Here is an 18,075-nt window from a genome sequence, read left to right as displayed (position 1 = left end):
TTCCAGCAGCCCGTCTACCGGGGGCTGGTCCGGCGGCCCTTCCGGGCCGCTCGGCGCAAAGAGAAAGTTACACGCCCCTCCCAGCCCGGTCAAACCCACCCCCCGTGACCCCCGACACGCCCCCGCCACACCCCCGACACCCACCCGTCATCCACGGGCCGGGCGGGGTCAGCCGGCCCGGCCACCGCGGACCCGTGGCGGCGCGCAGCCGGAGCGTCAGAGGCCCAGGAAGCTCTCGATCCCCACCGTCAGCCCCGGGCGCCGGCCGATCTCCCGGACCGCCAGCAGGACGCCGGGCATGAACGAGGCGCGGTCGTAGGAGTCGTGCCGCAGGGTCAGCGTCTCCCCCGCCGCGCCCAGCAGCACCTCCTGGTGCGCGACCAGGCCGGTGAGGCGCACGGCGTGCACGCGCACGCCCTCCACGTCGGCACCGCGGGCGCCGGGCAGCTCGTCGGAGGTCGCGTCGGGAGCCGGCGGGAGCCCGGCCGCGCGACGGGCGGCCGCCACCAGGCGGGCCGTGCGCACCGCCGTCCCCGACGGTGCGTCCACCTTGTTCGGGTGGTGCAGCTCCACCACCTCCACCGACGGGAAGAAGCGGGCCGCCTCCTGGGCGAAGCGCATGAGCAGGATCGCGCCGATGCCGAAGTTGGGGGCGATGACCACGCCGAGCTCGGGCTTCGGCTCGAGCCACTCGGCCACCGTGGCCAGGCGGGCCTCGTCGAACCCGGTGGTGCCCACCACGCAGTGGATGTTGTTGTCGATGCAGAACCGGATGTTGTCCATGACCACGTCCGGCCGGGTGAAGTCGACGACCACCTGGGCGCCGGCGTCGGCCACGTTGAACAGCCAGTCGCCGTCGTCGACCATGGCCACGAGCTCCAGGTCCTCGGCGTCGTTCACCGCCTTGACCACCTCGGTGCCCATCCGACCGCGGGCGCCGAGCACCCCCACGGGGATCAGCGAGGACGCGCGGTCGGAGGAGCCGGGCTGCAGGTCGGAGGCGCTCGTGGTCACCCGGTCAGATTTCCCGGCCGACGGCCACGACGCAAGGCAGCCCCGCGGTTCAGCGTGCCCGGCGGGTGCGCCAGCCCCAGAGCAGCAGCCCGACCGTGACCCCCGCCAGGTCGGCGGCGCCGTCGGCCACCGAAGCCGAGCGTCCCAGCGGGGCCAGCCCCTGGATCAGCTCGCTGCCCACGGCGTACAGGACCAGCCCCACCGCGAGCGGTGTCCGCGGCGCGCCCGCCCACCGGCCCGTGAGGGCCAGGCCGGCGAACACGAGCAGGTGGACGACCTTGTCCACCCCCGGCGGGGCCGACGGCACGTCCGACCCGGGAGCGAACAGCACCACCAGCGACAGCACGAGGGCGACGGCGAACGCGGCGCGGGCGAGCGCACCTCCGACGGCGGGCACCTCGTGCTCAGAGCCGGTCGAGGTCGGACTCGCGGTAGGGGCCCACGACGGCCAGGCAGGTCTCCTGGCCGAACAGCTCGGCGGCCACCGACCGGACCTGTCCCTCGTCGACGTCCTCGATGCGGGCGAGCACGTCCCGCACCGGCACGTACTCCCCGTAGGAGAGCTCGCTCTTGCCCAGCCGGCTCATCCGGGACCCGGTGTCCTCCAGCCCGAGGACCAGACCGCCCTTCAACTGACCGCGGGCGCGGGCGACCTCCTCGGCGGTGAGCCCGTCGGACGCGACCCGGCCCAGCTCCTCGCGGATCAGCCGCAGCACCTCGGGCACCCGCTTCTTCGAGCAGCCGGCGTAGACGGAGAACGCTCCGGCCCCGGCGTAGTGCGTCATCGCCGAGCCCACGCTGTACACCAGCCCGCGCTTCTCGCGGATCTCCTGGAACAGCCGCGAGCTCATGCCCCCACCGACGGCGGCGTCGAGGACGGCGGCCACGTAGCGGCGCTCGTCCTGCCGGCCCATCGCCGGCGTGCCGAGCAGCAGGTGCGTCTGCTCGGTCCGGCGGGAGATGAGCCCGGCGGACCGGGCCGGCCGCACCAGGTCGACGTCGCCCGTGCGCAGCGGGGCCGGGCGGCCGGCGCCGGAGAGCCGGTCCCCGAAGGCTGCGGTCACCAGCTCGAGCACCTGCTGGTGGTCCACCCGCCCGGCCGCCGTCACGACGATCGAGGGCACCGCGTACCGCGAGCGGTACCAGCCGTCGACGTCGTCCCGGGTGAGCCCCTCGATCGACTCGATCGTGCCCAGGACCGAGCGGCCGAGCGAGGTGTCGCCGTAGAGCGTCTCGGCGAACAGGTCGTGCACGGCATCGGAGGGCTCGTCGTCGCGCATGGCGATCTCCTCGAGCACCACCGTCCGCTCCGACTCCAGGTCCGCCGCGGTGTTCGTCGCGTCGGTGACCAGGTCGGCGAGCAGCGTGACCGCGAGCGGCAGGTCGCTGGCGAGCACGTTCGCGTAGTAGCAGGTGTGCTCCTTGGCGGTGAACGCGTTCATCTCACCGCCGACCGCGTCCATGGCCGTCGCGATCTCCAGCGCGCCGCGCGACGTCGTCCCCTTGAACAGCAGGTGCTCCAGGAAGTGCGACGAGCCGGCGACGGCCGGCGTCTCGTCCCGCGAGCCCACGCCCACCCAGATGCCGAGGGTCGCCGACAGCACGCCCGGCATCGTCTCGGTGAGCACCCGCAGGCCCCCTGGGAGCTCGGTGCGTTCCACCCGCCCGCCGACCTCGTCGAGGTCGAGCAGCGCGGTCGTCCCTACGGGAACCGGGGCGGGTGCATCAGCACCCGCCCCGGCCCGGATCAGATCAGTCGTGGTCACTCACCTGCAGGAGCGGCCTCGGCCGGAGCCTCGGCGGGCGTGTCGGCACCCTCGGCGGCGACCGGCGCGAGGCTGATCTTGCCGCGGGCGTCGATGTCGGTGATCTCGACCTGCATCTTGTCGCCGACGTTCGCGACGTCCTCGACCTTGCCGATGCGCTTGCCGGCACCGAGCTTGCTGATGTGCACCAGCCCGTCCTTGCCCGGGAGCAGGGAGACGAAGGCGCCGAACGGCGTGGTCTTGACGACCGTGCCGAGGAAGCGCTCGCCGACCTTGGGCATCTGCGGGTTGGCGATGGCGTTGATCCGGTCCACCGCGGCCTGGGCCGAGGGGCCGTCGGACGCACCGACGTAGATCGTGCCGTCGTCCTCGATGGTGATGTCCGCGCCGGTCTCGTCCTGGATCGCGTTGATCATCTGACCCTTGGGGCCGATGACCGCGCCGATCTTGTCGACCGGGATGCGCACCGTGGTGACCCGCGGCGCGAACGGGCTCATCTCGTCAGGGCCGTCGATGGCCTCGCCCATGACGTCGAGGATGTGCAGCCGGGCCGCGCGGGCCTGGGTCAGCGCACCGGCGAGGACGTCGGAGGGGATGCCGTCGAGCTTCGTGTCCAGCTGGAGGGCCGTGACGAAGTCCTTGGTGCCGGCGACCTTGAAGTCCATGTCACCGAAGGCGTCCTCGGCGCCGAGGATGTCGGTCAGCGCGACGTACTCGGTCTTGCCGTCGACCTCGTCGGAGACCAGACCCATGGCGATGCCGGCGACCGGGGCGCGCAGCGGCACACCGGCGTTGAGCAGGGCGAGCGTCGAGGCGCAGACCGAGCCCATCGACGTCGAGCCGTTGGAGCCCAGGGCCTCGGACACCTGCCGGATCGCGTAGGGGAACTCCTCGCGGTCGGGCAGCACCGGCAGGAGCGCCCGCTCGGCGAGCGCGCCGTGGCCGATCTCGCGGCGCTTGGGCGAGCCCACGCGGCCGGTCTCACCCGTGGAGTACGGCGGGAAGTTGTAGTTGTGCATGTAGCGCTTGCGACTCACCGGCGAGAGCGTGTCCAGCTGCTGCTCCATCCGGAGCATGTTCAGCGTGGTGACGCCCAGGATCTGCGTCTCGCCGCGCTCGAACAGCGCCGAGCCGTGCACCCGCGGGATGACCTCGACCTCCGCCGACAGCGGCCGGATGTCGGTCAGCCCCCGGCCGTCGATGCGGACCTTGTCGCGCAGGATGCGCTGGCGGACGACCTTCTTGGTCAGCGCGCGGAAGGCGCCGGAGATCTCCTTCTCGCGACCCTCGAACTGGCCGGCCAGCGCGGCCTTGACCTCGTCCTTGAGGGCGTCGGTGGCGTCCTCGCGCTCCTGCTTGCCGGCGATCTGCTGGGCCTGCGCGAGCTTGTCGCCGACCTGCGCCTCGACGGCGGCGTAGACGTCGTCCTGGTAGTCCAGGAAGCGGGGGAACTCGGCGACCGGCTTGGCGGCCTTCTCCGCGACGGCGGCCTGCGCCTCGCACAGCGCCTTGATGAAGGGCTTCGCGGCCTCGAGGCCCTGGGCCACGATCTCCTCGGTCGGTGCGGGGGCACCGCCGGCGACCAGCGCGATCGTCTTCTCGGTGGCCTCGGCCTCGACCATCATGATCGCGACATCGCCGTCGGGCAGCACCCGGCCGGCCACCACCATGTCGAAGACGGCGTCCTCGAGCTCGGTCTGCGTCGGGAAGCCGACCCACTGGCCGTTGATCAGCGCGACCCGGGTGCCGCCGACGGGGCCGGAGAACGGCAGGCCGGACAGCTGGGTGGACGCCGAGGCGCCGTTGATCGCCAGCACGTCGTAGAGGTGCTCGGGGTCCAGCGACATGACGGTGATGACGACCTGGACCTCGTTGCGCAGGCCCTTGGCGAAGGTCGGGCGCAGCGGCCGGTCGATCAACCGGCAGGTGAGGATCGCGTCCTCCGACGGCCGGCCCTCGCGGCGGAAGAACGAGCCGGGGATGCGCCCGGCGGCGTACATCCGCTCCTCGACGTCGACCGTCAGCGGGAAGAAGTCGAAGTGCTCCTTGGGCTGGCGGCCGGCCGTGGTGGCCGACAGCAGCATGGTGTCGCCCATGGTGACGACGACGGAGCCGGCGGCCTGGCGGGCGAGCCGGCCGGTCTCGAAGGTGACCGAACGGCTGCCGAAGCTGCCGTTGTCGATCACCGCGGTGGCGGTGGTGACCCCGTCCTCGGGGTCGAACTCGGCAGCGATGCTGCCCTGCGTGGTGGGTGCGGACATCTGTCCTTCTCTCTTCGTCGCATACCGCGACGTTCCTCTTGCGGCGCCTCGCGCCGACCTGCGTTCCGGGGGCGACCGGTCTTCGATCGAAGCCCTCGGGCGGTGCTGTTCCCCCGCGGGGAGGAAGCGATGCGTCCCGGGGGCCACTACCGAGGACCGGCCCTTCGCGGGGCGGTCGGGCGGAGAGCCTCTGACTCGGACGGCGGGTGCCGTACGAGAGAGGGGACCGTCCCGGATAGAACCGGGACGGTCCCCTCGACGTGCTAGCGGCGCAGGCCGAGCCGCTCGATCAGCGAGCGGTACCGGTTGATGTCGGTCTTCGCCAGGTAGTTCAGCAGCCGGCGGCGCCGGCCGACCAGCAGGAGCAGGCCGCGCCGGCTGTGGTGGTCGTGCTTGTGCATCTTCAGGTGCTCGGTCAGGTCGCTGATCCGGCGGGTCAGCATGGCGACCTGCACCTCGGGCGAACCGGTGTCCTTCTCGACCGTCGCGTAGTCGGTCATGATCTGCTGCTTCGTCACGCTGTCGAGCGCCATGGTTCGCCTCCTGGGCGGATGTCGTGTGGCCCCCGGTCTGACTCACGAGGGCAGGCTTCACACAGCCGTGCATGCACGGCCGGGGGTCACTCTACGCCGTCCACCGCCGGGTCAGGTCGGCAGGCCCAGCACCTCGCGGGTGTCGGCGACGTCCTGGGCCATGGCGGCGAGCAGGCCGTCGACGTCGGCGAAGGCGGCCATCGGCCGCAGCCGGCGGGCGAACTCCACGCCGACGTGCTCCCCGTAGAGGTCGCCGTCGTAGTCGAGGACGTAGGCCTCCACCGTGCGCCGGCTGCCCTGGAAGGTGGGGTTGGTCCCCACCGAGATGGCGGCCGGGAACCGCTCCCGGCTGGCGCCGCTGCGCGGGTCGCGGGTGACCAGGTGCCCGGCGTAGACGCCGTCGGCGGGGATGGCGGTGTAGGCCGGGGTCTCCACGTTGGCCGTCGGGTAGCCGAGGTCCCGGCCTCGGCGGTCGCCGCGGACGACGACGCCGTCGACCCGGTGCGGCCGGCCGAGCGCGCGGGCCGCCGGGACCATGTCCCCCGCCGCGACGCAGGCACGGATGTAGGTGGACGAGATGGTCACCTCGCCGTCCTCCGACGAGTCCTGCGCCAGCGGGACGCCCTCCACCGCGAAGCCGAACCGGCGGCCCTCCGCCGTCAGGGTCGGGACGGTGCCGGAGGCGCGGTGGCCGTAGGTGAAGTTCTCCCCCACCACCACCTGCGCCGCGTGCAGCCGCTCGACGAGCACCGTGTGGGTGAACGTCTCCGGCGGGAGCTTCATGAACTCGGCGGTGAAGGGCAGCACGCACATGGCGTCCACGCCCAGCTCGGCGACCAGCTCGGCCTTGCGGTCGAGGGAGGTGAGGATCGCCGGGTGCGAGCCCGGGCGGACCACCTCCGCCGGATGCGGGTCGAAGGTCAGCAGCAGGCACGGACGACGCATCGCCCGGGCCCGCGCCACGGCGGCCCCGATCAGCTTCTGGTGCCCTCGGTGCACGCCGTCGTACATCCCGACGGTGACCACGGTGCGGCCGAGGTCACCCGGGGTGGCCTCCAGCCCCCGCCAGCGCAGCACGCGACCCGCTCCCGGCCCGGTCAGGAGACCCGGTGCAGCCAGCCGTGGGTGTCGGCCACCCGCCCGTGCTGGATGTCGAGCAGTGTCTCGCGCAGCCGCATGGTGAGTGGGCCGGGGGTGCCGTCGCCGACGGTGAAGTCGCCGGTGCGGGCCTTCACCTCGCCGACGGGCGTGATGACGGCGGCGGTGCCGCAGGCGAAGGTCTCGGTGATGGAGCCGTCGGCGACGCCGCTGCGCCACTCCTCGAGGCTCACCTTGCGCTCGGTCACCCGGTGCCCGGCGTCGCGCGCGAGGGTGATCAGCGAGTCGCGGGTGATGCCCGGCAGCAGGGTGCCGGACAGCTCCGGGGTGACCAGCTCGGCGTCGTCGCCGGAGCCGACGACGAAGAACAGGTTCATCCCGCCCAGCTCCTCGATGTACGTCCGCTCCACGGCGTCGAGGTAGACGACCTGGTCGCAGCCCAGCGCGCTGGCCTGCTGCTGCGGCAGCAGGCTGGCGGCGTAGTTGCCGGCGCACTTCACGTCGCCGGTGCCGCCCGGCGCCGCCCGGACGTAGTCCTCGGAGACGTAGACCGACACCGGCTGGACCCCGCGCGGGAAGTACGCCCCGGCCGGGCTGGCGATGATCAGGAACAGGTACTCGTGCGCCGGGCGGACGCCGAGGAACGACTCCACCGCGAGCTGGTAGGGCCGCAGGTACAGCGTCTGGTCGGCGCCGGTCGGCACCCACTCGCGGTCGGCGTCGACCAGGGCGTCGACCCCGGCAAGAAAGGCCTCCTCGGGCACCGGCGGCATGGCCAGCCGCTCGGCGCTGCGCACGAAGCGGGCGGCGTTGGCCTCGGGGCGGAAGGTGGCGACGCTGCCGTCGGGCTGGGCGTAGGCCTTGAGCCCCTCGAAGATCGACTGCGCGTAGTGCAGCGCGGCGGCCCCCGGGTCCAGCTGGAGCGGGGCGTACCGGGTGAGCCGAGCGTCGTACCAGCCACGGCCGGCCTCGTAGCGCGCCACGAACATCGCGTCGGTGAAGTAGCGGCCGAACCCGGGGTCGGCCAGCAGCGCCTCGCGCTCGGCGGCGGAGCGGCGTGCCACGTCCTCCACGACCACCGGCACATCCACGAACGTCCGGGACGTGGTTCGGCTGTCGGAGAGCGTGTCGGTCATGGCTCCTACCTGGGCGTGCTGCGACGTGGCGCCGGTCCAGCGGCGCGCTGGGGCGGCACCGGCCCCGCGGCGTGCGGAACCGGCGCCGTCACAGTAACCCCGGTCAGACCTGGTTCTCCTGGTTGGCCTTCGGGCCGGCGTACTCGAGCACCTCGTAGGTCCACAGATGGGCCGAGTGCGCAGCGGCCGGGGCAAGGGTGTCGCCCCCGCCGTCGTGCGCGCGGTCGAAGTCCTGGCTGGACTGCCAGGCCTCGTAGGCCTCCGGGCTGCTCCACCGGGTGTACACCAGGTACTGGTCGGTGCCCTCCACCGGGCGCAGCAGCTCGAACCACTCGAAGCCGGGGGTGCTCTCGACGGCTCCGGCGCGCCCGCGGAAGCGCTCCTCGAAGCGCTCCTGCTTGTCCTTCGGCACGGTGATCGCGTTGATCTTGACGACGCTCATGGCCCTCACCTTCCCGTGCCGCGGGGCGGTCAACCGCAGGTGTGACCCGCCGGGCACGGTCAGCCGGGCGGGAAGCCGACCGCGACCCGTGCCGTGCGGCCGGCGTCCTCGACGAGCGCGGCGAGCCGGCCGTCGGGGTCGACGGCGGCGTGCAGCCCCGCGGCCCCGGTCGCCGGGATGCGCTGGCCGTAGCCGAGGGCCCGCGCCTCCTCGGCGGTGAGCTCGCGGGCGGGGAAGACGAGACGGGCCGCCGCGGTGAGCCCCAGGAACCCTGGTCCGCCGCCGGCGACGAGCGAGGCCGCGGCGTCCTCCACGACGCCGGCCTGCGCCACCGTGAACGGCCCGGACACGGTCCGGCGGAGGGCGGTGAGGTGCCCCCCGACGCCCAGGGCGGCACCGGCGTCGCGGGCGATGGCCCGGATGTAGGTGCCGGCGGTGCAGTCGACGGTGACCTCGACGTCGACCAGCTTCGGAGACGGTCGGGCGATCCGGTGCACGTCCAGCCGGTGCACCGTCACCGAGCGCGGCGCGAGCTCCACCGTCTCCCCCGCCCGCACCCGGTCGTAGGAGCGGCGCCCGTCGACCTTCACCGCGCTGACCGCCGAGGGCACCTGCTGCAGCGGGCCGGTCTGCGCGGCCAGCGCCGACCGGACGGCGTCGTCGTCGAGGTGGGCGGCCGACGTGCTGCTCAGCACCTCCCCCTCGCAATCGTCGGTGACCGTCGCCTGACCGAGCCGGATCGTGGCCTCGTAGGTCTTGTCGTGACCGCCGACGTGGCCCAGCAGCCGGGTCGCCGCGCCGACGCCGAGGACCAGCAGGCCGGTCGCCATCGGGTCGAGCGTGCCGGCGTGCCCCACCTTGCGCACCGACAGCGCGCGCCGGGCACGGGCGACGACGTCGTGCGAGGTCAGGCCACCGGGCTTGTCGACCAGCAGCAGACCGGGCGGGACATCGGCGTCGGGGCGCTTGGGGCTCACCCGTCTACCGTCGCAGGCGCCGCGAGCCAGCGGTCACCCGCCACCCGGACGAGGACGGCGACCAGCCGCAGGCCGATGAACAGGGTGAGCCCGGTCCAGACCCCGGCCAGGCCGAGGTCGAGCGGGCCGGCCAGCAGGGACAGCGGCAGGAACCCGGCGAGCGCGGCGCCGATGGTGACCGTCCGCAGGTAGCCGACGTCGCCGGCGCCCATCAGCACGCCGTCCAGGGCGAACACCACCCCCGCCAGCGGCTGGAAGCCGGCGAGGAACCACCAGACGACGGCGGCCTGGGCCAGCACGGCCGGATCGTCGGTGAACAGCGGTGGCAGCACGTCGCGGAGCGCCAGCAGGACGGCGGCCACGAGGCACCCGGTGGCCAGCCCCCAGACCGCCACCCGTCGGGCGGTCGCACGGGCGTCGTCGGGGCGCCCGCCCCCCAGCGCGTGGCCGACGAGCGTCTGGGCGGCGATCGCGTACGCGTCGAGCACCAGCGCGAGGAAGAAGAACAGCTGCAGGGCGATCTGGTGGGCCCCGAGCGCGGCGGCCCCGGTCCGGGCGGTGACGCCCGCGGCGACGAGGAAGGACAGCTGCAGGACCGCCGCGCGGAGCAGCAGGTCCCGGCCGATGACCAGCTGCCGGGCGAGGGCGCGGGGGTGGGCGCGCCAGGCGGTGCCCTCCCGGAGCAGCGCCCGCACGAACAGCGCCGCGGTCAGCGCCTGCCCGGCGACGTTCGCCACGGCGGAGCCGACCAGCCCGAGGCCGGCCGGATGCACCAGCACCGGGCACAGCACGAGGCTCAGCAGGCTGCCCGCGACGACGTAGCGCACCGGGCGGCGCAGCTCCTGCACCCCGCGCAGCCACCCGTTCCCGGCCAGCGACACCAGCAGCAGCGGCGCGCCCAGGGACGCGATCCGCAGCCAGTCCTCGCCCGCCTCGGCCACCGGCCCCGCACCGCCGGCCAGGACGCGGGTGAGCGGGCCGGCGAGCAGCTGGAACAGCAGGAGGACCAGCAGCCCGAGGACGACGGCGAGCCAGGTCGCCTGCACGCCCTCGGCCACCGCCCCGGCACGGTCCCCGGCGCCGGACCGGCGGGCGGCCCGCGCGGTCGTGCCGTAGGCGAGGAAGTTCAGCAGCGCCGCCGCCCAGGCCAGCAGTCCCCCGCCGACGGCCAGCCCGCCGAGCGCGACGGTGCCGAGGTTGCCGACGACGGCCGTGTCGACCAGCAGGTACAGCGGCTCGGCCGCCAGCACGACCAGCGCCGGCAGCGCGAGCGAGAGGACCGACGGGCGGCGCTCGGTCGGGGCGGCGATGTCCATGTCCGCCCCCGGTCAGCGTGCGGTGAGGTGGTCCCGGAGCGCCGCCATCGTCCCCTCGCGGTCCAGCGTCGAGGTGTAGCCGGCGGCGGCGCGGTGCCCACCGCCACCGAGCGCCATGGCCACGCGGGCCACGTCGGTGGCCCCGCGCGAGCGCAGGGAGACCGACCACGACCCGTCGTCCTGACCCTTGAGCACGCACGCCACGTCGGCCTCCTGGGCCGAACGGACGACGTCGACGAGCGCCTCGAGCTGCTCGCCGGGCAGGCCGTGCTCGGCCGCCTCGGCGGTGCTCGACCAGGTCCAGACCAGCCCGGCGCCGACCCCGGCCTCCAGGACCGCGCGGCCGGCGACGACGGAGAGCAGCCCCAGCCAGCCGAAGGGCGCGGTGTCGAAGAGGCGGCGGCTGATCGCCGCGTGGTCGATGCCGGTGCTGAGCAGCCGTGCCGCGAGCTCGTGCGTCTCGGGCCGGGTGCTGCCGAACCGGAAGGACCCCGTGTCGGCGGCCAGGCCGGCGTACAGGCAGGTCGCCAGCTGGGCGTCCAGGGTCACGCCGAGGCCGTCGAGGAGGTCGGCCACCAGCGTGACCGTCGCCGGCGCCGCGGGGTCGACCAGCCGCACGCGGCCGAAGCCGGGGTTGCTCGCGTGGTGGTCGACGACCACCGACGTCCGGGCCCGCTCCAGCAAGGGGGCGAGCTCACCGAGCCGCCCCGGGGACGCCGCGTCCAGGCTGACGAAGACGTCCGGCGACGACGGGACGGAGCCCGACGGCACCAGCCCCTCCGCTCCGGGGATCCAGCCCAGCGAGGCCGGGAGGGTGAACGGCCCCGGGAACGTGGCCAGCACCCGCGCACCGCGCCGGCGCAGCCCCTCGGCGAGCGCCAAGGTGCTGCCGAGGGCGTCGGCGTCGGGCTGGACGTGGCCGGAGAGCACCACGGTGGCCCGTGCGTGCGCCGCGTCGGCCAGCACCGCGGCCGCCGAGCGGGCGGCCGCCGCGAGATCCTCGACGGTGCCGCCCGCGGGGGTCGCGGGGGTCACGCGCCGGGGTCGGGGTCGGCCACCCGGCCGCCCTGCCGCTCCCGGATGTCCCCGCCGCCCACCGGGTAGCCGGGACCGCCGTCGTCGGGCTCGTCCTCGGCGATGCTCGGCACCTCGCCGATCTCGCCGCGCTTGCCGCCGTCGGTGGGGTCACCGGTGGCGGGCACCGGCTTGCCGCCGAGGACGGACGTGCCCTGGCCCTCGTCGGGCTCGTACGGATCCGGGTCGTTCTCGGTCACAGCGCGCTCCTGGTCTCGACGGCGGCGTCCTCGCCCTGGTCATCGGCAGCTCCGGAGCCGTCCGGATCCCCGGCGCCGAACTCGTCGTCCTCGTCGAGGTCGTCGTCCTCCGCCGGCTTCCGGTAGGGGTCCGCCTCGCCGGCGTAGCTGGCGCCCTCCCGGGCGCGGGCCAGCTCCGCATCGGCGTGCCGGGCCCGCTCGAGGGCCTCCTCGAGCTCCCGCGCGGTGTCGGGGACGATGTCGGCGACGAAGGTCAGCGTGGGGACGAACTTGATGCCGGTCTGCCGGCCCACGGTGGACCGCAGCACCCCGGTCGCGCTGGTGAGCGCCTTGGCCGAGTCGGCGATCTGCGTCTCGTCGCCGTAGACGGTGTAGAACACCGTGGCCTCGCGGAGGTCACTGGTCACCCGGGCATCGGTGACGGTCACCATGCCCAGGCGGGGGTCCTTGATCTGGGACTCGATCGCCGCGGAGACGATCTGTCGGATGCGCACGGCGAGCTTGCGTGCGCGGGCCGGGTCGGCCATCGGAGGACCTCCTCGAGGGGTGCCCCGCGAGCGGGGCACCGGGCGTACAGGGGCGGCCCCGTCCCGGGGACGAGGTCATTGATCGGTGTCGCTGAGCAACTGCCGGTGGGTCGACAGCAGCGTCACCTCCGGCCGCTCGGCCAGCAACCGCTCGCAGGCGTCCAGGACGTCGGTGACCTGGGCCGCCTCCCCCGCCACGGTGGCGACGCCGACCTGCACGCGGCGGTGCAGATCCTGGTCCCCCACCTCCGCGGCGGCGACAGCGAAGCGGCGCCGCAGCTCGGCCACGATCGGCCGGACCACGGCGCGCTTGCCCTTGAGCGAGTGCACGTCGCCCAGCAGCAGGTCGGCGGTCAGCGAGCCGGTGAACACCGGTGCTCACTCCCCTCCGGTCCTGCGGCGGGCCCCCGCGGCCGGGCATGGTTCCCCGGCCGCGGGTGCCCGCTCAGCTGCGGACCACTCAGTCGCGCGGCTTCTCGCGCATCTCGAAGGTCTCGATCACGTCGTCGACCTTGATGTCGTTGTACGACCCCAGGCCGATACCGCACTCGTAGCCCTCGCGGACCTCGGTCGCGTCGTCCTTGAAGCGGCGGAGGGACTCCACCGTCAGGTTGTCCGCGACCACGGCACCGTCACGCATCAGGCGCGCCTTGGCGTTGCGCACGATCGTGCCGCTGCGGACCAGCGAACCGGCGACGTTGCCGATCTTCGGCACCCGGAAGACCTCGCGGACCTCCGCCGTGCCGAGCTGGACCTCCTCGTAGACGGGCTTGAGCATGCCCTTGAGCGCGGCCTCGATCTCGTCGATCGCCTGGTAGATGACCGTGTAGTACCGGACGTCCACCCCCTCGCGGTTGGCGAGCTCGGTGGCCTGGCCCTCGGCCCGGACGTTGAAGCCCAGGACGATGACGTCGTCGGCCAGCGCGAGGTCGATGTCGCTCTTGGTGATGCCACCGACGCCGCGGTGGATGACCCGCAGCGAGATCTCGTCGTCGACCTCGATCTTCATCAGCGCCTCTTCGAGCGCCTCGACGGTGCCCGAGTTGTCGCCCTTGATGATCAGGTTGAGCTGACGGTTCTCCTTGAGCGCCGCGTCGAGGTCCTCCAGGCTGATCCGCTTGCGCATCGAGGCGTTCTGCGCGTTGCGGATGCGGGCCTGGCGGCGGTCGGCGATCTGCCGGGCGACGCGGTCCTCGTCGACGACGAGGAAGGTGTCACCGGCACGCGGCACCGAGGTGAGACCCACGACCTGCACGGGGCGGGCCGGCAGGGCCTCCTTCAGCTTGTTGCCGTGCTCGTCGAGCAGCGACCGGACGCGACCGTAGGCGTCGCCGGCCACGATCGAGTCGCCCTGGCGCAGCGTGCCGCGCTGGACGAGCACCGTGGCGACCGGGCCCCGGCCCTTGTCCAGCTTGCCCTCGATGACCACACCCTGCGGGTCCTGCTCGGTGTTGGCGCGCAGGTCCAGCGAGGCGTCGGCGGTCAGCAGGATCGCCGTGAGCAGGTCGTCGAGACCCTGCCGGGTGATCGCCGAGACGTCGACGAACATCGTCTCGCCGCCGTACTCCTCGGCGACCAGGCCGTACTCGGTGAGCTGCTGGCGGATCTTGGCGGGGTTCGCCCCCTCCTTGTCCACCTTGTTCACCGCGACCACGATCGGGACCTCGGCGGCCTGGGCGTGGTTGAGCGCCTCCACCGTCTGCGGCATGACGCCGTCGTCGGCCGCGACCACGAGGACGACGATGTCGGTGACCTTGGCACCACGGGCACGCATCGCGGTGAACGACTCGTGACCCGGGGTGTCGATGAAGGTGACCGGCCGCTCGTTGCCCTCGAGCTCGGTGACGATCTGGTAGGCGCCGATGTGCTGCGTGATGCCACCGGCCTCCTTCGAGACCACGTTGCTGTGCCGCAGGGCGTCGAGCAGCTTGGTCTTTCCGTGGTCGACGTGACCCATGACGGTCACCACCGGCGGACGCTCGGACCAGTCCTCCTCGTCGCCCTCCTCGTCACCGAAGGTGAGGTCGAAGGTCTCGAGCAGCTCGCGGTCCTCGTCCTCGGGGCTGACGACCTGGATGACCCAGCCGATCTCGGCGCCGAGCAGCTGCAGCGTCTCGTCGTTGACCGACTGCGTCGCGGTGACCATCTCGCCCAGGTGGAACAGGGCGGTGACCAGCGCGGCGGGCTGGGCGTTGATGCGCTCGGCCAGGTCGGTCAGCGAGGCGCCGCGGGGCAGCCGGACGGTCTGCCCGTTGCCGCGCGGCAGGCTGACGCCGCCCATGCTGGGCGCCGCCATGGAGTCGAACTCCTGACGCCGCTGCTTCTTGCTCTTGCGGCCGCGGACCGGACCCCGGCCACCCGGACGCCCGAAGGCACCGGCCGTACCGGCACCCGAGCCACCGCGACCGCGGCCACGGCCACCGCCGCCACCACGGAAGCCACCGCCGGCGGGCGCGCCGGCACCCGGGGCACCGCCGCCGCCACCGGGACGGAAACCGCCGCCGCCACCGGGACCACCCGGGCGGCCACGGCCACCGGGCGCGCCGGGACGGCCGCCGCCGGCCGGCCGCGCCGGCATCATGCCGGGCGACGGGCGCTGCGGCATCATGCCGGGATTGGGGCGCGGACCACCCGGACCGGCCGCGGGCCGCGGGCCGCCGGCACCGGGGCCGGGGCGCGGGCCGCCGGCACCGGGGCCGGGGCGCGGGCCACCGGGACCAGCCGGGCGGGGGCCGCCGGCACCGGGCGCCGGGCGGGGACCGCCGGCACCGGGCGTCGGACGGGGACCGCCGGCCGCCGGGCCGGGACGCGGGCCACCGGCCGCGGGGGCCGGACGAGGTGCGCTGCTGAAGGGGTTGTTGCCCGGACGCGGGGCCGGCCGGGGGCCGGGACGCGGACCGCCGGGCGTGGCACCGCCGGCCGCGGCCGGACGGGGTGCGCCGGGACGCGGAGCCGATGGCTGCTGCGGCGGAGCCGCCGGAGCCGGGGCCTGCGCGGCCGGAGCCTGGGGCGCCGGGGCCTGGGGTGCCGGAGCCTGGGCCGGCGGCTGCGGAGCGGGCGCCGCGGGACGCGGACCCGGGCGGGGACCGGGAGTGGCCGGACGCGCCGGTGCGGACGCCGCCGGCGCCTGCGGAGCGGCCGGAGCCTGCGGCGCGGGGGTCGCGGCCGGAGCCGCGGGTGCGGCCGGCTTGGGCGCGGGTGCGCTCGGGCGCGGGGCGGCCCCGCCGTTGCCGCCACCGGTGGCGGCGCCGAGCGCCTCGCGGAGCCGCCGGGCCACGGGGGCCTCGACGGTCGAGGACGCGGACTTCACGAACTCGCCCTGCTCCTTGAGCGTGGCGAGCACGGTCTTGCTGTCGACACCGAACTCCTTGGCGAGTTCGTGTACGCGGGCTTTGCCTGGCACGGGTCTCCTCTTGGTGAGGCCGGCGGCTTGCCCGCTCGACCTCGTCGTTAGTGGCGCATGGTCATCGTGAGAACTTCACGGCTGAGTCATCCGACGGTGTCCTGTCGACGTGCGGACCGGCCTGGTGCCGGTCCGACTGGGTACTGCTCCCGCCCTCTCCCGGCCCGATCCCGGTGGCCTCCGAGGAGGCACCCAGGACGTGGGCCCGGAGCGGACCGACCTCCACCGGGGCGCTGGTGCGCAGCGCCCGCGGGAAGGCCCGGCGTCGCTCCGCCGCACGCAGGCACTCCGCGGTCGGGTGCAGCGAGGCACCGCGACCGGGGAGCCGCCGTCGTGGATCGGGGACCAGGTCCCCGGCCACGACGACGACGCGCAGCAGGTCGTTGACCGACGCCCGCTTCCGGCACCCCACACAGGTGCGGACCGGAATCGACGTCTCGGCCATCCGCAACTCTAGCGCGTGGCCGGTCCGCGTTGTTCCGCGCGGCGCGGAGCCGAGCGGGAACCGCCCCCGGGAGCCTGCGACCGGGCCCCGGCGGCTCCACCACGCCCCCCGCCCGGTGCAGGTGGCAGGCCGGACCGCAGCGGCGGGCGGCCCACCCCCGGGGAGGGGGACGCGTCGGCGTCGTCGGCCTGGGCGTCGCTGCGGATGTCGATCCGGCAGCCGGTCAGCCGGGCGGCCAGGCGGGCGTTCTGCCCCTCCTTGCCGATGGCCAGCGACAGCTGGTAGTCGGGGACGACGACGCGCACCGCCTTCGCCTGGGGGTCGACGAGCCGGGCGCTGTTCACCCGGGCCGGGCTCAAGGCCGAGGCGACGAAGTCCGCCGGGTCCTGCGACCAGTCGACGATGTCGATCTTCTCGCCGTGCAGCTCGCTCATCACGTTCCGCACCCGCTGCCCCATCGGCCCGATGCAGGAGCCCTTCGCGTTCAGCCCGGGCACCGAGGTGCGGACGGCGATCTTCGTGCGGTGGCCCGCCTCGCGGGCGACGGCGACGATCTCGACGCTGCCGTCGGCGATCTCCGGGACCTCGAGCGCGAACAGCTTGCGGACCAGGTTCGGATGGGTCCGCGACACCGTGACCTGGGGGCCACGGAAGGTGCGGGAGACCGCGACCACGTAGGCCTTGATCCGGTTGCCGTGGGTGTAGGTCTCCCCCGGCACCTGCTCGGCGGACGGGAGCACGGCCTCGACCTTGCCGATGTCGATCATCACGATGCCGCTGGCGTTGCGCCGCTGGTCGGCCTGCACGATGCCGCTGACGATGTCGCCTTCCTTGCCGGCGTACTCGCCGAAGGTCTGCTCGTGCTCGGCGTCGCGCAGCCGTTGCACGATGACCTGCTTGGCGGTGCTGGCGGCGATCCGGCCGAAGTCCGTGGGGGTGTCGTCCCACTCGCGGACGACCTCGCCGTCCGGGCCCAGCTCCTGGGCGAGGACGGCGACCTCGCCGCTCTTGCGGTCCACGTGCACGCGCACGTGCTTGGCCGCTCCGTCGGCGTGCCGGTAGGCGGTCACCAGGGCGGTCTCGAGCGCCTCGATCACCGTGTCGACCGGGATGCCCTTCTCCCGCTCCACCGCCTTGAGCGCGGTGACGTCGATGTTCACTTGTCTCCTCCGTCGTCGTCCGCGGGCTCGGCCTGGTCCAGGCTCTCGAACTCGGCGGCGTCGTCCTGCGCGATGTCGTCCGTGTGGTCGTGCGCGATGTCGTCGTGCGCGATGTCGTCGTGCGCGCCGTCGGCGTCGGGACGGCCGAACTCCACCTGCACGCGCCCCGCGCCCAGCTCCGCCCACGGCACCACGCGCGGCTGTGGCGGGCGCTTCTTCGCCCCGGGCTTGCCCTTCGCCTCCACGGCCAGCGTCACGCCCCGGTCGTCGACCGCGGTGATCCGGCCGGTGACCTGCTCGGTGGCCCCGGCCGGACCGACGGCCACGGCCACCAGCCGGCCGGTGTTCCGGTGCCAGTGGCGGTGCTCGGTCAGCGGCCGGTCGACCCCCGGGCTGGTCACCTCGAGCACGTAGGGCGTGCGCCCCATCCCGTCGTCGTTGCTGTCGAGCACCTCGGAGACGGCGCGGCTGACCTCGGCGATGTCGTCCAAGGTGACGCCCTGGTCCCGGTCCACGACCACGCGGACGACGCTGCGCCGGCCGGCGGGGGTGACCACGAGGTCCTCGAGGTCGTACCCGGCCGCGGTGACGACCGGCTCGATCCACCCGGCCAGCCGGTCGGTGGCCGGGTCGCTCCGCTGGGATCCGCGAGAGGCGGACACGCTTGCCTCCTCAGGCTCGGTCGGCCGCACGATGCCGTGCGCACGCCCCCGTCGCCCGGCG

18 protein-coding genes and 1 pseudogene are annotated in these 18,075 nt (G+C 74.2%); all 19 read right to left on the bottom strand.

The annotated features are described in order from the left end of the window. Positions 1-216: 216 nt before the first annotated feature. Positions 217-1,014, bottom strand: a complete 798-nt coding sequence (gene dapB, locus ACI790_RS18195) for a 4-hydroxy-tetrahydrodipicolinate reductase (RefSeq protein WP_456571190.1) — start codon at positions 1,012-1,014, stop codon at positions 217-219. Positions 1,015-1,063: 49 nt separating this feature from the next. Further along, positions 1,064-1,411, bottom strand: coding sequence for a VanZ family protein (locus ACI790_RS18190; RefSeq protein WP_456571189.1), 348 nt, complete (start codon positions 1,409-1,411; stop codon positions 1,064-1,066). A 7-nt stretch (positions 1,412-1,418) separates the two neighbouring features. Further along, on the bottom strand, positions 1,419-2,780 hold the full coding sequence (locus ACI790_RS18185; RefSeq protein WP_456571188.1) for a M16 family metallopeptidase: 1,362 nt from the start codon (positions 2,778-2,780) through the stop codon (positions 1,419-1,421). Further along, positions 2,777-5,041, bottom strand: a complete 2,265-nt coding sequence (locus ACI790_RS18180) for a polyribonucleotide nucleotidyltransferase (protein WP_456571187.1) — start codon at positions 5,039-5,041, stop codon at positions 2,777-2,779. Before ACI790_RS18180 ends, ACI790_RS18185 begins: the two co-directional genes overlap by 4 nt. Positions 5,042-5,304: 263 nt before the next feature. Beyond that, positions 5,305-5,574, bottom strand: a complete 270-nt coding sequence (rpsO, locus tag ACI790_RS18175; RefSeq protein ID WP_456571186.1) for a 30S ribosomal protein S15 — start codon at positions 5,572-5,574, stop codon at positions 5,305-5,307. A gap of 111 nt (positions 5,575-5,685) precedes the next feature. Next, entirely contained in the window at positions 5,686-6,651 is a 966-nt protein-coding gene (locus ACI790_RS18170; protein WP_456571185.1) for a bifunctional riboflavin kinase/FAD synthetase, read from the bottom strand. A gap of 20 nt (positions 6,652-6,671) precedes the next feature. Then, the gene (locus ACI790_RS18165; protein ID WP_456571184.1) at positions 6,672-7,808 is read right to left on the bottom strand and encodes a branched-chain amino acid aminotransferase; all 1,137 of its coding nucleotides are present in this window, start codon (positions 7,806-7,808) and stop codon (positions 6,672-6,674) included. Between the two features lie 103 nt (positions 7,809-7,911). After that, positions 7,912-8,250 (bottom strand): antibiotic biosynthesis monooxygenase family protein, encoded by a 339-nt coding sequence (locus ACI790_RS18160; RefSeq protein ID WP_456571183.1) that lies wholly within the window; start codon positions 8,248-8,250, stop codon positions 7,912-7,914. A 59-nt stretch (positions 8,251-8,309) separates the two neighbouring features. Further along, positions 8,310-9,227, bottom strand: a complete 918-nt coding sequence (gene truB, locus ACI790_RS18155; RefSeq protein ID WP_456571182.1) for a tRNA pseudouridine(55) synthase TruB — start codon at positions 9,225-9,227, stop codon at positions 8,310-8,312. After that, positions 9,224-10,543, bottom strand: a complete 1,320-nt coding sequence (locus ACI790_RS18150) for an MATE family efflux transporter (RefSeq protein ID WP_456571181.1) — start codon at positions 10,541-10,543, stop codon at positions 9,224-9,226. Before ACI790_RS18150 ends, truB begins: the two co-directional genes overlap by 4 nt. Before the next feature lie 12 nt (positions 10,544-10,555). Further along, positions 10,556-11,578, bottom strand: a complete 1,023-nt coding sequence (locus tag ACI790_RS18145) for a DHH family phosphoesterase (RefSeq protein ID WP_456571180.1) — start codon at positions 11,576-11,578, stop codon at positions 10,556-10,558. After that, positions 11,575-11,817 carry a hypothetical protein gene (locus ACI790_RS18140; protein WP_456571179.1) on the bottom strand — a complete coding sequence of 81 codons (243 nt, stop codon included), beginning with the start codon at positions 11,815-11,817 and terminating at the stop codon, positions 11,575-11,577. The genes ACI790_RS18145 and ACI790_RS18140 overlap by 4 nt, the downstream gene beginning before the upstream one ends. Then, positions 11,814-12,344: a 30S ribosome-binding factor RbfA gene (rbfA, locus tag ACI790_RS18135; RefSeq protein WP_456571178.1), complete on the bottom strand. Its 531-nt coding sequence runs from the start codon at positions 12,342-12,344 to the stop codon at positions 11,814-11,816. Before rbfA ends, ACI790_RS18140 begins: the two co-directional genes overlap by 4 nt. Positions 12,345-12,419: 75 nt before the next feature. Next, positions 12,420-12,716, bottom strand: coding sequence for a DUF503 domain-containing protein (locus ACI790_RS18130; protein ID WP_456571177.1), 297 nt, complete (start codon positions 12,714-12,716; stop codon positions 12,420-12,422). Positions 12,717-12,804: 88 nt separating this feature from the next. After that, positions 12,805-14,640, bottom strand: a complete 1,836-nt coding sequence (gene infB / locus ACI790_RS18125) for a translation initiation factor IF-2 (RefSeq protein WP_456571193.1) — start codon at positions 14,638-14,640, stop codon at positions 12,805-12,807. A 963-nt stretch (positions 14,641-15,603) separates the two neighbouring features. Next, positions 15,604-15,747: pseudogene (locus ACI790_RS18120) on the bottom strand (translation initiation factor IF-2 N-terminal domain-containing protein); the annotation flags it as partial. Between the two features lie 61 nt (positions 15,748-15,808). Further along, the gene (locus ACI790_RS18115) at positions 15,809-16,192 is read right to left on the bottom strand and encodes a YlxR family protein (RefSeq protein WP_456571176.1); all 384 of its coding nucleotides are present in this window, start codon (positions 16,190-16,192) and stop codon (positions 15,809-15,811) included. 8 nt (positions 16,193-16,200) lie between these two features. Then, complete coding sequence (nusA, locus tag ACI790_RS18110) at positions 16,201-17,352, bottom strand: transcription termination factor NusA (RefSeq protein WP_456571175.1); 1,152 nt, start codon at positions 17,350-17,352, stop codon at positions 16,201-16,203. Further along, complete coding sequence (rimP, locus tag ACI790_RS18105) at positions 17,349-18,014, bottom strand: ribosome maturation factor RimP (RefSeq protein WP_456571174.1); 666 nt, start codon at positions 18,012-18,014, stop codon at positions 17,349-17,351. The genes nusA and rimP overlap by 4 nt, the downstream gene beginning before the upstream one ends. Positions 18,015-18,075: the final 61 nt, after the last annotated feature.

The sequence above is a fragment of the Blastococcus sp. SYSU DS0539 genome, assembly GCF_054050855.1.
The sequence above is the reverse complement of the archived record's forward strand: the minus strand, read 5'-3'. Positions and strand labels throughout refer to the sequence as shown.

Bases quoted from the DNA above. Each gene is read 5' to 3' on its own strand.
- ACI790_RS18180 (WP_456571187.1), bottom strand. From the start codon at position 5,041: ATGTCCGCACCCACCACGCAGGGCAGCATCGCTGCCGAGTTCGACCCC.
- rpsO (WP_456571186.1), bottom strand. From the start codon at position 5,574: ATGGCGCTCGACAGCGTGACGAAGCAGCAGATCATGACCGACTACGCG.
- ACI790_RS18165 (WP_456571184.1), bottom strand. From the start codon at position 7,808: ATGACCGACACGCTCTCCGACAGCCGAACCACGTCCCGGACGTTCGTG.
- ACI790_RS18160 (WP_456571183.1), bottom strand. From the start codon at position 8,250: ATGAGCGTCGTCAAGATCAACGCGATCACCGTGCCGAAGGACAAGCAG.
- ACI790_RS18150 (WP_456571181.1), bottom strand. From the start codon at position 10,543: ATGGACATCGCCGCCCCGACCGAGCGCCGCCCGTCGGTCCTCTCGCTC.
- rbfA (WP_456571178.1), bottom strand. From the start codon at position 12,344: ATGGCCGACCCGGCCCGCGCACGCAAGCTCGCCGTGCGCATCCGACAG.
- infB (WP_456571193.1), bottom strand. From the start codon at position 14,640: ATGGCGGCGCCCAGCATGGGCGGCGTCAGCCTGCCGCGCGGCAACGGG.
- ACI790_RS18115 (WP_456571176.1), bottom strand. From the start codon at position 16,192: ATGGCCGAGACGTCGATTCCGGTCCGCACCTGTGTGGGGTGCCGGAAG.